Source organism: Sphingobacterium athyrii, from assembly GCF_003071065.1.
In the GTDB taxonomy this organism is placed as follows: domain Bacteria; phylum Bacteroidota; class Bacteroidia; order Sphingobacteriales; family Sphingobacteriaceae; genus Sphingobacterium; species Sphingobacterium athyrii.
The window spans coordinates 180,599-194,033 of the sequence record NZ_QCXX01000009.1; the positions used below are offsets into that span (position 1 = coordinate 180,599).

Sequence of the window (13,435 nt, forward strand, 5' to 3'; positions counted from 1 at the left end):
GATCAGCTATTTCAGAGGTATGGTTGTGCCATCGGCTTGATTAATGGACATTGGGATAACAACCTGATACGGGCTTCTATTTACAAATTCTTTATATACAATTGATCTTGTCTTAATGGAAATAGGGTACTTTAGCGGCAAAACCAACGTTCGATATGAAAACATTTTTTGCATTGGCTATTTCTTTAGCACTAGCCCAGACAGTACAAGCACAGGAACTTGCAAAGGGAAAAGTTTATCTGGATATAAACAAAAATGGAAAATTGGATAAGAATGAAAAAGGAATAGCATCTGTTTCCGTGAGCAACGGTCGCGAAGTTGTCATTACTGATAAAGATGGTAACTATCAACTGCCGGCCGGAAATGATAATATTATTTTTGTTGTTAAACCTTCGGGATATGCAGTACCCTTAGACGAGAATAATCATCCCAAATTCTATTATATCCATAAGGTCAATGGAAGTCCAGCTTCCAAATATCCCGGCGTGGCGCCTACGGGGAAGATTCCATCTGCAATAAACTTCGCTTTATATCAACAAGAAGAACAACCCAATTTTTCGGCCTTTGTCTTTGGCGACCCACAGGCATACACAGAAGAAGAGCTGGGATTTTTTAAAGATGGTATCATCAATGAAATCGCAGATAAATCTGTCGCCAAATTTGGAATCAGTCTAGGAGATTTGGTCGGTGATGACCTTTCTCTTCAACCAAAATATAAATCGGTTATTTCTACCATGGGGCTACCTTGGTATAATGTTATGGGAAATCATGACATGAATTACGATGCCAAAACTGATAGCCTTTCTGATGAGTCTTTTGAGCGTACTTTTGGTCCCAATAATTACTCTTTTAATTACGGGAATGCCCACTTTATTGTATTGGATGATATCATTTATCCTAATCCTCGTACCGGAAAAGGGTATTTAGGTGGTTTTCGGAAAGATCAGTTGGATTTTGTTGAGAATGATCTAAAACAGGTAGATAAAGATAAATTAATTGTCCTATCGTTTCATATTCCACTGTATCATGAAAATTCAAATGTATTCCGCAACGAAGACAGACAGCGTCTTTTTGATATTTTGGCTCCCTTTCAGCATACGCTTTCACTATCGGCACACACGCATTTCCAACGTCAATATTTTTATGGACAGAAAGATGGCTGGAAACAAGCGCATGCGCACCACGAATATAATGTCGGTACGACATCCGGAGACTGGTATTCAGGTGAACTGAATGCAAAGGGAATCCCTGTTTCCACCATGCGTGACGGTACGCCAAAAGGCTACGCAATTTTGAAAATTGAGGGCAATCAATATCGCTTTGACTATAAAGTGGTGGGTCAACCTGCAAGCTATCAGATTGACGTGTATGGCGCATCAGTAGTGCCCGAAAAGTATACAAAACGATACCCGATCTACGCAAATTTTTTCATTGGCAAAGAAGGTGATAAGGTATCCTACAGAATCAACCAAGGGGACTGGAAAGCGATGGAATATGTGAATGAAAGTGATCCCGCATTCTTAAAATCCTTGGCGAAATACGATACGGCTGAGCAATTGATAACGACGCGCCGTCCATCTAATCCCGAAAAATCAAGTCATTTGTGGATGACAAATTTGCCTAAACTTAAAGCCGGGAAATATCAGTTAGAAATTAAAGCAGTTGATATGTTCAACAGGGAACATTTTGCGACGAAAAGTATTGTTGTGGAATAATTAAATACATAGTTTTTATACGATAAAAGGCAATCTTCAGGTTGCCTTTTCTTGTTGTTGAAATCGGCATATCAATATTTTTGGGACAGACTTAGATTGCTATAGGGGGGATTAAGATGCAGAACGTTAAATTTAAGGTTGACCGAAGTTGTTTATTGAACGGTAAATCCAGTGAAATAAATAGTTTAAATAACTATTTGTCGAATTGTTTTAAGTTTAAAGTTCCCTTAAGATGGACTTAACATAACAGTCCTATATTTGTGTAGAGTAATTTTTGATTCATAAAGAGTTAGGGTTAATGTGTAGATCTGTTGTGAAACACGTCTGAAAATTTAGTTTGTTTTTAAAGTGAAAAGGTAATCTCCCCGGATTACCTTTCACTGTTTTTATGGATCTCAGTTTCTTTTTTACAAATTCAATATATTGATCTGTTGTTTCCGGACAAATTGCCTGAAATCATCCGAAGCCGGATTTTCGAATATCTCAAGGTCGAAATATTTTGTGGCCGCAAAGAAGTGATCAAAACATCGGAGACAATACCCTCATAATATTCCCACGTATGTCATTGACAAAGAAATACAGTTCGATAGGTACACCATGTTCGGTTGATGCCAATTGACGCACCATTAAGGGCATGCATTTGTGTATGCCAACCCTAGCTTGTTAATCCATTGAAAAGTCCAGTTGTAAATTTGGGATTGAGAATCCGTTAACAATTCCCGATGTATTTTGCATCCTGCAAATATACAAAAAGCCGCATTTGCGGCTTTTTGTTATTTTGAATTGAGCGGCTCGCGCTCATGTTTATGTCTAAAGAATATTGCAAAAAGTACTGCGATAATCAGTGTATAGATGGCAAAGGCTAGCCAGATGTCATGCCAGTCCTTGAGCATAATATTATTGTTCAGGGTGCCATCAGGCAACAGTGCGATACTTTTCTCTTTTAAGAAATTCAGGAAGTGCATATCATTGATATTCGTATCCAGGTAGTTGGCCAGATCCTGCCCATTCTGAAAGCTTTTTGTGAAATAATGGTCGATAATCCATCCCGATGCAAAACTGCCGAATACTGCTCCGAAACCATTGGTCATCATCATAAATAAGCCTTGAGCAGAACTACGTATACTTGATGTTGTGGATGTCTCAACAAACAAAGAGCCTGAGATATTGAAAAAGTCAAATGCCATTCCATAAACGATACAGGAAAGTACAATCATCCATAGCCCGCCAGCAGGGTCTCCAAATGAGAATAGCCCAAAACGTAATACCCAGGCAAACATAGAGATCAACATGACTTTTTTGATACCAAATCTTTTTAGGAAAAATGGGATTGCTAGAATAAAAAGTGTCTCTGATATCTGCGAAATCGACATGATGATCGTTGAGTATTTCACAACAAAAGATTCCGCAAATTTTGGATAGAATTTAAATTCGTCCAAAAATACATCTCCATATGCGTTGGTCAACTGCAATGCGGCTCCTAAGAACATGGAAAATATAAAGAACAGCGCCATTTTATAGTTCCCAAATAATTTAAATGCCTCTAACCCCAACAATTGTGTCCAAGATGCACTTTCCTGCTGTAATTTTTTCGGTGGGCATTTCGGTAATGTAAAGGCATAGAGACTCAAGGCTAAGGCCGCTGTTCCCGCAATATAAAATTGGTATGCTGTCGCTTTGTTACCTGTCAGATTTGTGATCCACATCGCTACGATAAATCCAACGGTTCCGAAGACACGGATAGGAGGGAATGCTTTGACCAGATCATAGTTGTTTTCATTCAATGCAGTATAGGCAATTGAGTTGGATAGAGCTAATGTCGGCATATAGAAACACATCGCTGCGAGCATCGCATAAAAAAAAGTATTGGGATCATTGACTTGTGGTAGGTAGAAAAGAACAGCAGCATAAGATAAATGAAGGAAAAAATAGAGTCTTTCAGCATTTATCCAGCGGTCAGCAATGATCCCCATCAATGTTGGCATAAATAGCGAAGCTATTCCCATTGTCGCGAAGATAGCGCCGAATTGTGTACCATCCCATTGCTTTGTGCCAAACCAATAGTTAGCTATTGTAATCAACCATGCTCCCCAGACAAAAAACTGAAAGAAGCTCATAATGGTCAATCTTAATTTAATAGACATAAAACGATATTATTTAGAGTTTTTGTTTCGCTTTAATGAGAGAAGTTATTTTCTTTTGGAAATTTCATCCCTAATCAACGCGGCTTGTTCGTAGTTCTCTTCCGTTAATGCCTGGTTGAGCGCCTGCTCCAATTGTTCATCTGTCAACGAAGAAAAAGGGTTGTTAGCGGATTTGGAAGGAGTCTTCTCTTCGACCTCGACCATACTGGGATCTTGAACCTTGTTGGCTTTGTCCAGATTTTCCAAAAATGCGAATTCATGTCCCTCAATAATAATTCCTGCAGATGACATAATAAATTCATAGGCATAAATTGGTGCTTCAAAACGAACGGCCAAAGCAACCGCGTCGGAAGTCCGCGCATCAATTTCGACCATCTTATTGCCGTCAGAACAAATAATCTTTGCATAAAAAATGCCTTCAATCAGATTGTAGATGAGTACTTCAACGAGTTTAATGCCAAAAGATTCTGCAAAAGACTGAAACAGGTCGTGCGTAAGGGGACGGCTTGGAATCATTTTTTCTATCCGAATAGCGATGGCTTGAGCTTCATGGCTACCAATAATGATGGGCAGTCTTCTGTTGCCCTCCACTTCTCCCAATACAAGGGCGTAAGCCCCAGATTGCGTTTGACTATAGGATAAACCAACGATATCTAATCTGATTTTCTTCATTTTAATTCCAAAGCGGTCTACAAACTTAGATAAATTTGCTTTTATATGCAATTATAATTACGTTCCGTGTGAAACAAATTTATCGATCTCCCTTGCTGATGCCGGCCTTTTTAATTGGGGAAATTGCAATTAGTTAAAGGGTAAATAAAAATCCCCAATCATGTTTTGAATGAATGGGGAGGAAAATATGCGGTAAATCCTAATGACCTTTGTAAGCCTTTAGAGCCTGTGTCAATTTGGGGACGATATCAAAGGCATCTCCAACGATACCGTAATCCGCAACTTTAAAGAATGGTGCTTCAGGATCCTTGTTGATCACGACAATTGTTTTTGAAGAGCTAACACCGGCTAAATGTTGAATAGCGCCGGAGATCCCGATGGCAATATAGAGGTTGGGACTTACAACGATACCCGTTTGGCCGACGTGTTCGGAATGTGGGCGCCATCCTGCATCAGACACAGGCTTGGAACATGCCGTGGCTGCGCCAAGGACATCTGCAAGTTCTTCGATCATCCCCCAGTTTTCCGGACCTTTTAGTCCACGGCCAGCAGAAACAACGATTTCTGCCTCCGGGAGGGAAACTTTATCTGTTGCGCGCACAATTTCTTTAACAATTGTCGAGAAGTCCGTGGAAGCAATATTGGCTGTAAAAGGTTCAACAACGGCAGTACCTCCAGTTTCCTTGGTTTCATAAGCATTGGGATTTAAAGCGATCACTTTGATCGCTGCGGTCAATTCCACTGTAGCAAATGCTTTATTTGAAAATGCGGTCTTTTTGACGGTTAATTTTTCACCTTCGATGGTCGGCAGAGCCAAAGCGCTGTCAGCTAGCGCCGCGTGAAGCTTTGCGGCAATACGGGGAGCAAGTCCTTTTCCAGAAAATGAGTTGGAAAGTACAAGCAGATTCGCTCCTGTACTTTTGACAGCTTCTGCGATAATGCTCGCATAAGCCTGATTGACAAAGGAAGAAAGCTGATCTGTATTGACCGTTAGTACCTTTGATGCACCATAGTTGCCCAGTGTAGCAAGTTCATCCTGTGCGACATTGCCAATCGAGATGGCAATAAGGTCGGTGCCAGTATTATCGGCGATGGCTTTCGCATAAGAAACGACTTCAAAAGCAGACTTTTTGAATTTTCCATCGGTATTTTCTACATATACAAGTATTGACATAGTTTTTTCGGAATTTAATGATTAAATAACTTTGGCCTCATCATGTAACAACGAAACCAGTTTCTCAACTTCTGCCGCATCAACGAGTTTTACAGTGCCGCGTGGAGCTGGAGTCTCATAATTAACAATGTGGGAAAGCGTATCAACTGCGGATGGTTCCAACACATCCAATGGTTTGGTCCGTGCGCTCATAATACCGCGCATGTTAGGTATCTTAGGCTCTGCGACTCCTTCCGCTGTACCAATAACAATTGGAAGTTTGGCGGTTAACACCTCTTTACCACCTTCTATTTCACGTTCAATACTGACAGCATCAGCAGCGATATCGATCTTCTTGGCAATGGATACCGATGGTATATTCAGTAATTCTGCAACGATTGCACCAACTTGCGCCCCATTATAATCAATGGATTCCCGTCCAGTTAAAATAAGGTCAAAAGCATTGTCTCTGGCGTAGTTTGCGATTTGATTGGCAACAAACCAAGCATCTCTCGGAATGGCATTAATACGTACTGCATTGTCAGCGCCTATAGCTAATGCTTTGCGAATGGTCGCATCGGTTGATGCATCTCCAACATTGATGACAGTCACTGTACCTTTTCCTCCTTCAGCTAATTCAACTGCCTTTGAAAGGGCAATCTCGTCATAAGGGTTTATAATAAACTGCACCCCAGTTGTATTAAAGGCAGTGTTGTCATTTGTAAAAGTGATCTTCGATGTAGTGTCAGGGACATTACTTATACAAACTAATATTTTCATATACGATTGGTTTTACCCAAACTTACCATATTTTCTCCCAAATAAAAAGCCCTCAACCGCTTAATATTTTGGTTTACCTGGGGTTTTTGTTATTGTATTATTTTGAATTTATAATGATTTTTCGCTTATTATTTTGTTGTATTTGTAATTTATAGTCTGTTTTATAATTTTTTTAATAAATTTTTCTAAATTCTACATGTATTTTTTCAATAAAAACAAACCGTCAGTATAGTGTCATTTTGTATGCTTGCATAGTATTTTTGATGGCATATATTTGTTGTGGAGTTATTGCTCGATAGCGAAGGACCGAGCGAGCACAAAGAAACCTAAAGTGTTAACTAACACTTGCTCTACGTGAAAAATGCAGGGGAAACAGGTGGATCGATCGGATAATTTATAGTATGGAAACGCGGGCATTATAAAATAATTGTTTACAGATGAGCCCAATTTTAGTTAAATTTGAAATAAAAAAGATATGTCAACACGATTGGATCAACTCAACGAATTTTTGAAAGAGAGCCCTGAAGATCCTTTTTTAAAATATGCCATTGCTGCAGAGTACCTGAAACAAAATAATGAGCAGGAAGCTTTAGACAGATTTGAGAAGCTGATCAATAGCCATCCGGACTACGTCGGAACATATTATCATCTGGGAAAATTATACGAAAAACTGGACAAACAGGAGCTTGCGATCAAAACATATAAACAGGGAATTGATATTGCACGTAAAAGCCGCAATTTCCATGCATTGGGCGAGTTACAAGGCGCTTTATCATTTTTGGACGAAGACGAAGATGATGATTTTTAGTTCTTTCTAAATTTTTGGTATCTAATTTGTTATGAATTTTATGGGTGAAACTATTAGATGCTGATTTTTTGAATTTGGAAAGAGATGAAAAGGTTTATTTGGACAGTAGGAGTGATGGTAATGATTGGATTAGGAGGGTGTGATAATCCGAAACAGAGTGTGGCTGCCTATAAAGATAATTTGCAGGAATTAAAAGGAAGAGACAAAGCTGAAATTGTGATCGGAGAATATAAAGGGGTGATGCCCTGTGCGGATTGCGACGGTATAGAGACCCTTATTTCTTTACATAAAGACAATACCTATAAATACTCGTCCAAATATCTTAACAAAAGCGATGATGTTTTTGTGCGCGAGGGAAAGTGGAAATTGGATGAAAATATAATCACGTTGGATGGTGTCGATTATAAATTCAAATTGGGCAATCATATCTTGAGTCAATTGGATCTATCAGGTAATGATATTACGGGTGATATTTCCAAATACTATGTACTGACGAAGAATTGAAATTTGCCGCGGGATATAACATTTATATAAAAACAAAAAAATCCGAAGAGAATTCTCTTCGGATTTTTTTGTTTTTATCTTCCTACAGTTCTATCTACTTTTTGAACAAAGTTCTTTTAAAGTTGACACAACAAAATCCACTTCTTCTTTAGTATTGTTCTTGCAAAAGGAGAATCTCACCGAAGGCCGGTCAGCATTTGTTTTGATTGCCCCAAGCACATGAGAGCCAATATCGGTCCCCGAGCTACAGGCGCTTCCACCGGAACAGGATATGCCTGCTATATCCAAATTGAATAATAACATATCGGCAAGATCACTGCAAGGGAAAGAGACATTCAGTACCGTGTATAAAGATTTTTCCGGTTCGACAACGCCATTGAATTCGATATCCGGAATAGCATTTTGTAACTCTTCAATCATATATGATTTAAGGGCTTGAATATAAGCTTGGTGCTCATCCATGTGCTCATAGGCAAGTTCCAACGCTTTCGCGAGACCAGCTATCCCATAAACATTTTCGGTGCCGCCACGCATATTCCGTTCCTGGGCGCCACCATAAATCAATGGTTTGATTTTGTTATTAGCGTTGATATAGAGGAAACCTACGCCTTTCGGACCGTGAAACTTATGGGCTGCACCAGTAATAAAATCAATTTTAAGCTGACCCAGATCATGCGGATAATGCCCCATGGTCTGTACCGTGTCGGAATGAAATACGGCATTGTATCGCTGACATAATTCCGATATACGTTGGATATCATTGAGGTTGCCGATTTCATTATTGGCGTGCATAATAGAAACAAAAGTACGGGGATTGCTACTTAAGAGCTCTTCCAGTTGATTAAGGTCTAAATTACCTTTACTGTCTACATTGAGTAAATCAAGATGAACTTTTCCCGCCTTCTCAAGCTCTTCCAGCGTATGCAGGACAGCATGGTGTTCTATTGGTGAAGTGATCGCATGCGTGATGCCAAAGTCCGTGATCGAACGTACGATGGCCATATTGTCGGCTTCGGTGCCCCCCGAAGTAAAGAAAATTTCTGCCGGAGATACATGGAGTAGGTTGGCGATCGTTTTCCGTGCTTTTTCTACGATTGTTTTTACTTGTCTTCCGTGACTGTGAATAGAAGATGGATTTCCAAAGTTGTTATCCATGACATCTACCATTACTTTAATAACTTCAGGATCTAAGGCTGTAGTCGCAGCATTGTCAAAATATACTTGCATGGTGCAAAATTACAAATCTCAAAAGTAAATCAAATGCATTAAATGACTTATTTTAATCAGAATTTGGTCGTTTTTTTAGGCCGTGCTGAAATCGTTGCGACAAATTCCGTCTGAACCGAGGGAGAGTCGATCTTTCCCCGTTTTGGAAGAAATATTTTTTTGAACCTACGTAGATTATGGTAAAGGTGCATGTTGCCTACGGATAATTATAATAAGGAATCCAGCCAGAGCGATTGCTAAGCCAATGTACGCAGCGATATCACCAGTTTTGGTATATGTTGTAATTTCCTCGTTTAAATTGATTTCCTGATTCAATGCGGCGGGTACCCACCATTTTGTCTGCTGTACAATATCACCGCGTTGATTGATAAAGCCGGATATCCCAGTATTTGCCGATCGGGCAACCCAGCGTCTATTTTCAATGGCCCTTAGTTTGGCATATTGCAGATGCTGGTCTTTCCCCGAAGTATTGCCCCACCAGCCGTCATTGGTAATGATCGCGATAAACTGAGCTCCTTTTTTAACATATTTCGCCACATAGTCACCCCAGATGGATTCGTAGCAAATGACCGGGGCAGCACCGATACCACTCTGGGCATAGAAAACCGAAGGCTCGGCCTGTTTCCCATACCCGCCTGTCGTGCCACCAAAAGCTTTAAATAAGGGTTTTAAAAAATTCATCGCCGCGCCAAAGGGCATCTGTTCCACACCAGGGACCAATTTGGATTTATGATAAAATTGCAGTTTGGATGAGTAATCGATCAATGTTGCCGCGTTAAAGTTGTCCTGGTAAATATTAGGCGCAATCTCACGTGCGGTCGTTGTCTTCGCATAATTATATAATTGATAACTCTCTATACCCGATAAGACATTACCGTTTTTGTACCGATCCAAAAATTGCAGAATCCGTTGATAGGAATAAGTCTCACGAAGATTTTCTTCATCAAAATCACCATTTTGTGAAAGGGCGGTTTCAGGCCAGATAAAAAACTCCGTGTTTGGTTTCGCTACGGAATTAGAAAGAGAAAACAAGGTGTTCAATTGTTCTTCAGGACTGATCCGAAACTTGATGTAAGGATTCACGTTCGGTTGTACGACCACGACCTGGGCTGGGTTTTGATGCTCCTCGTAGCTGAAATAACGAACCAAAGAATAGGCAGTGGGAACCACTGTGACCAACAGCAGGCAAAAGATAGGGACAAGTCTGTTTTTGAGCTGGTAGATCCCTTTCCGATTGAGGTAAAGCACAAAAACCAAGATATTGACCAACCAAATCCATATAGATCCGCCGTACACACCGGTCATGTCGTACCATTGGATCAATTGATGAAAGTTGGCAAAACCGTTTCCTAAAGTCATCCATGGAAATGCCAGATCCCAGGAGGCGTGTAGAAATTCATAGCTGATCCAGAACCCCATCAATCCAAAAAGGGACAATAGCAGTGAAGTTTTACGCTTTAATCGATAATACAGGAAAAACGCAAGAGCCATTAAAGCTGCCCCCAGGCAAAAAGGGATCAAGCTGATCAGAATTGCCGCAAAAGGAGGCATAACTGCTGAGATGGAATTATATACCCAGTAAATGGATGCCGTATTCCAGACAACAGCCATTAGACCCGCCGTTAGGAAAATCTTCTTTCCTTTTTTTTTAATTGTTTCGCTACGGATGATGTTTTCCAGTGCAATCAATAGGGGTATAAACCCAATAAAGAGCAGTAGGCTGGAATAGGGGATGGGAGGCCACCCCAACCACAATAAAAAGGCACTTAAAAGTGCCAATAAATAGTTATTCTTCACAATACCCACCTATTTTATAAACTGGATAAAACTTCTCTTTTCTTTTGCTCGTATTCGTCCTGAGTGATCAATTGCTTGTCGAAGAGTGTTTTTAGTTTTTTCAGTTTTAATGTAATTTCATCATCTTCCTCCTCTACTATCGGAGCAACCGGAACGGGAGCCGCCGGCGGTGTAACCGGAGCAGATGCCGCAGGTTGTACCGCGGGGGACGGAGGAGTAATGACCGGTGCCGGTGTTGCCGCCGGAGCTGGAGCTTGCTGGCTGGGTTCAGCCTTCTCAACAACGGTCTCCCGGGAACTGCTTGGCGCAATGACGATCTTTTCCTTTTCAGCGGCCAACTCAGCTTTTTTATAGTTTTCAAGAGCAGCCTTGATATATTGGTAAAGTTTTCTTGCCTGAACTTTTGGAATGTAGTCAATACTTAAATTCTCTCCGGTAAAAGGAATGACAGTGACTTTCGAACCAAAGATTTCCTCTTTGAAGGCAATATCCTTAATATCCTGCCAGCCGAAAATTTCAAAATCCGTCGCCAGCCCCAATTTCGTAAATTCGCACATAAAAATGCGCTTGTTGCTGATGGTGATACTGTCCGGTAAAATTGTTACCGCCGGTTTTTTCTGTACGGCAATATAATCTATTTTTTCTCCTGGAGTAAGCATGTCCTGGACCTTAGTAATCAATTTTTCAATGATTTTTATATCCTGTCCGTCCTGTGCAAATTGTTCCATGTTCATGTCAAATACGTTTTAGTAATCAAAGATTGTCAAAATTTATTCCAATCCACCTACACAAAATACAAATTCTCCTTTAATTGGATTGTTTTCAAAGTGTAATTTTAAATCAGTTAATGTTCCGCGGACATTTTCCTCGTACAGCTTACTTAATTCCCTGGAGATAGAGGCTTGCCTTTCTGCTCCGAAAATAGTAATAAACTCTTCTATTGTCTTGAGGATACGGTGTGGTGATTCATAGAAAATCATTGTTCTTTTTTCTTCCGCCAATGCCTTTAATCGCGTTTGGCGTCCCTTTTTCACAGGAAGGAAACCTTCAAAGCAGAAGCGGTCATTAGGCAGGCCTGAGTTGACCAATGCTGGAACAAAAGCGGTTGCACCGGGTAGGCATTGTACCTCTAGTCCCTCTTTGATAGCCGCCCGGACCAATAAAAAACCGGGATCGGAGATCGCTGGTGTCCCAGCATCTGAAATGAGGGCGATGTTTTGCCCTTCTTTCAGAAATTTGATGATTTCAGAAACCGCTTTATGTTCGTTATGCTGATGGTGCGCAAAGACCTTTTTATCTATCCCAAAATGCTTTAAAAGGGGAGCACTTGTCCTTGTATCCTCTGCTAAGATGATGTCTACTTCTTTCAGAATATTGACTGCACGAAAGGTCATGTCCTCCAGATTGCCAATAGGTGTTGGAACTAAATATAACATGGTCAAAGTTAAGTTTTTTTTACTATATAATATGTGCTAAAACATTCTGCCTCTTTTGGAGTTATTTTCTAATATAAATTCACGTATAAATTATGCAATACATTGAAAAAATACAAGCACATCTTGCTGCAGAAGCAGATTATCTATTAGCGTTTGACAAACCTGCGGTTTCTAAAACGATGCTCCATCTTCCCGGAGAGGCATTTATCGATCAGGTATATGGTAGCAGTGACCGCACACCACAGGTTCTACGCAGTTTAGGGCAGCTTTTTGGAACCGGTCGGTTAGCCAATACAGGATATCTGTCCATATTGCCGGTAGATCAGGGAATAGAACACAGTGCCGGAGCTTCCTTTGCGCCTAACCCGCAGTATTTTGATCCGGAGAATATCGTGAAATTGGCATTGGAGGGCAACTGTAACGCGGTAGCATCGACTTTTGGCGTATTGGGTGCAGTATCGCGAAAATACGCCCACAAAATTCCTTTCTTGGTCAAAATCAATCATAACGAATTGTTGACCTATCCCAACCGTGCTGATCAAATCCTGTACGGAACGATACGCGAAGCCTGGAATATGGGGGCGGTAGCCGTTGGAGCGACTATTTATTTCGGTTCGGAAGAATCTGACCGTCAGATCATCGAAGTCGCAAAGGCCTTTGAAGAAGCACATTCACTTGGTATGGCTACTGTATTATGGTGCTATTTGCGAAATTCAGCATTTAAAACAGGAGACAAGGACTATCATCTGGCAGCAGATTTGACTGGTCAAGCCAACCACCTTGGCGTGACGATCAAAGCAGATATCATTAAACAAAAGCTTCCCGAGCTGAACGGTGGCTTTAAAGCCCTTAATATGGGGAAGAGCAGCTACGGTAAATTAGATGAACGGATGTATACGCAGTTGTCATCGGATCATCCGATTGATCTTTGTCGCTACCAGGTGCTCAACTGTTTCGCCGGTAGAGCCGGGCTTATTAATTCGGGCGGGGCGTCCGGGCAGAATGATATACAAGAAGCCGTAAAAACCGCTGTGATTAATAAGAGAGCCGGCGGGACAGGTTTGATATCGGGCCGGAAGGCTTTCCAAAAGCCGATGCAGGAAGGTGTGGAATTGCTCCATGCGATCCAGGATGTCTATTTATGTAAAGAAGTTACGATAGTATAAGATGTGTAGTGGATAATCACTGTAATTATTGCC

General features: G+C 40.7%; 12 protein-coding genes. 4 read left to right on the forward strand and 8 right to left on the reverse strand.

The annotated features are described in order from the left end of the window. Positions 1-155 precede the first annotated feature (155 nt). Positions 156-1,715 carry a calcineurin-like phosphoesterase C-terminal domain-containing protein gene (locus tag DCO56_RS25575; protein ID WP_108636530.1) on the forward strand — a complete coding sequence of 520 codons (1,560 nt, stop codon included), beginning with the start codon at positions 156-158 and terminating at the stop codon, positions 1,713-1,715. A gap of 773 nt (positions 1,716-2,488) precedes the next feature. Here the strand turns inward: DCO56_RS25575 and DCO56_RS25580 are convergent. The 4 genes from DCO56_RS25580 to DCO56_RS25595 form a co-directional block, all read right to left on the reverse strand. Further along, positions 2,489-3,859 carry a nucleoside permease gene (locus tag DCO56_RS25580; RefSeq protein WP_108636531.1) on the reverse strand — a complete coding sequence of 457 codons (1,371 nt, stop codon included), beginning with the start codon at positions 3,857-3,859 and terminating at the stop codon, positions 2,489-2,491. A gap of 45 nt (positions 3,860-3,904) precedes the next feature. Next, the gene (locus DCO56_RS25585) at positions 3,905-4,531 is read right to left on the reverse strand and encodes a bifunctional nuclease family protein (RefSeq protein ID WP_104384289.1); all 627 of its coding nucleotides are present in this window, start codon (positions 4,529-4,531) and stop codon (positions 3,905-3,907) included. Positions 4,532-4,730: 199 nt separating this feature from the next. Beyond that, positions 4,731-5,705: an electron transfer flavoprotein subunit alpha/FixB family protein gene (locus DCO56_RS25590; protein ID WP_108636532.1), complete on the reverse strand. Its 975-nt coding sequence runs from the start codon at positions 5,703-5,705 to the stop codon at positions 4,731-4,733. A 21-nt stretch (positions 5,706-5,726) separates the two neighbouring features. Further along, entirely contained in the window at positions 5,727-6,464 is a 738-nt protein-coding gene (locus DCO56_RS25595; RefSeq protein WP_108636533.1) for an electron transfer flavoprotein subunit beta/FixA family protein, read from the reverse strand. 475 nt (positions 6,465-6,939) lie between these two features. On the opposite strand from DCO56_RS25595, the gene DCO56_RS25600 reads away from it, so the two are divergent. Both DCO56_RS25600 and DCO56_RS25605 read left to right on the forward strand, forming a co-directional pair. Further along, the gene (locus tag DCO56_RS25600) at positions 6,940-7,272 is read left to right on the forward strand and encodes a tetratricopeptide repeat protein (RefSeq protein ID WP_108636534.1); all 333 of its coding nucleotides are present in this window, start codon (positions 6,940-6,942) and stop codon (positions 7,270-7,272) included. Between the two features lie 84 nt (positions 7,273-7,356). Continuing rightward, positions 7,357-7,776: a copper resistance protein NlpE gene (locus DCO56_RS25605; RefSeq protein ID WP_108636535.1), complete on the forward strand. Its 420-nt coding sequence runs from the start codon at positions 7,357-7,359 to the stop codon at positions 7,774-7,776. 90 nt (positions 7,777-7,866) lie between these two features. On the opposite strand, the gene DCO56_RS25610 is transcribed toward DCO56_RS25605, so the two are convergent. The 4 genes from DCO56_RS25610 to rsmI all read right to left on the reverse strand — a co-directional run bounded on the left by DCO56_RS25610 (position 7,867) and on the right by rsmI (position 12,236). Beyond that, positions 7,867-9,003 (reverse strand): cysteine desulfurase family protein, encoded by a 1,137-nt coding sequence (locus DCO56_RS25610; protein WP_108636536.1) that lies wholly within the window; start codon positions 9,001-9,003, stop codon positions 7,867-7,869. 174 nt (positions 9,004-9,177) lie between these two features. Then, a complete protein-coding gene (lnt, locus tag DCO56_RS25615; RefSeq protein WP_108636656.1) occupies positions 9,178-10,800 on the reverse strand; it encodes an apolipoprotein N-acyltransferase in 1,623 nt (540 codons plus the stop codon). Positions 10,801-10,814: 14 nt separating this feature from the next. Beyond that, the gene (locus tag DCO56_RS25620; protein WP_108636537.1) at positions 10,815-11,534 is read right to left on the reverse strand and encodes a PH domain-containing protein; all 720 of its coding nucleotides are present in this window, start codon (positions 11,532-11,534) and stop codon (positions 10,815-10,817) included. 36 nt (positions 11,535-11,570) lie between these two features. Continuing rightward, on the reverse strand, positions 11,571-12,236 hold the full coding sequence (gene rsmI / locus DCO56_RS25625) for a 16S rRNA (cytidine(1402)-2'-O)-methyltransferase (protein ID WP_108636538.1): 666 nt from the start codon (positions 12,234-12,236) through the stop codon (positions 11,571-11,573). A gap of 92 nt (positions 12,237-12,328) precedes the next feature. On the opposite strand from rsmI, the gene DCO56_RS25630 reads away from it, so the two are divergent. Further along, entirely contained in the window at positions 12,329-13,402 is a 1,074-nt protein-coding gene (locus tag DCO56_RS25630; protein WP_108636539.1) for a class I fructose-bisphosphate aldolase, read from the forward strand. Positions 13,403-13,435 lie beyond the last annotated feature (33 nt).

What these genes read in the sequence shown, in the direction of transcription:
- DCO56_RS25590 (WP_108636532.1), bottom strand. Translation starts at nt 5,705, where the DNA reads ATGTCAATACTTGTATATGTAGAAAATACCGATGGAAAATTCAAAAAG.
- DCO56_RS25620 (WP_108636537.1), bottom strand. Translation starts at nt 11,534, where the DNA reads ATGAACATGGAACAATTTGCACAGGACGGACAGGATATAAAAATCATT.
- DCO56_RS25630 (WP_108636539.1), top strand. Translation starts at nt 12,329, where the DNA reads ATGCAATACATTGAAAAAATACAAGCACATCTTGCTGCAGAAGCAGAT.
- DCO56_RS25595 (WP_108636533.1), bottom strand. Translation starts at nt 6,464, where the DNA reads ATGAAAATATTAGTTTGTATAAGTAATGTCCCTGACACTACATCGAAG.
- DCO56_RS25600 (WP_108636534.1), top strand. Translation starts at nt 6,940, where the DNA reads ATGTCAACACGATTGGATCAACTCAACGAATTTTTGAAAGAGAGCCCT.
- DCO56_RS25610 (WP_108636536.1), bottom strand. Translation starts at nt 9,003, where the DNA reads ATGCAAGTATATTTTGACAATGCTGCGACTACAGCCTTAGATCCTGAA.
- DCO56_RS25580 (WP_108636531.1), bottom strand. Translation starts at nt 3,859, where the DNA reads ATGTCTATTAAATTAAGATTGACCATTATGAGCTTCTTTCAGTTTTTT.
- rsmI (WP_108636538.1), bottom strand. Translation starts at nt 12,236, where the DNA reads ATGTTATATTTAGTTCCAACACCTATTGGCAATCTGGAGGACATGACC.
- DCO56_RS25585 (WP_104384289.1), bottom strand. Translation starts at nt 4,531, where the DNA reads ATGAAGAAAATCAGATTAGATATCGTTGGTTTATCCTATAGTCAAACG.
- DCO56_RS25605 (WP_108636535.1), top strand. Translation starts at nt 7,357, where the DNA reads ATGAAAAGGTTTATTTGGACAGTAGGAGTGATGGTAATGATTGGATTA.
- DCO56_RS25575 (WP_108636530.1), top strand. Translation starts at nt 156, where the DNA reads ATGAAAACATTTTTTGCATTGGCTATTTCTTTAGCACTAGCCCAGACA.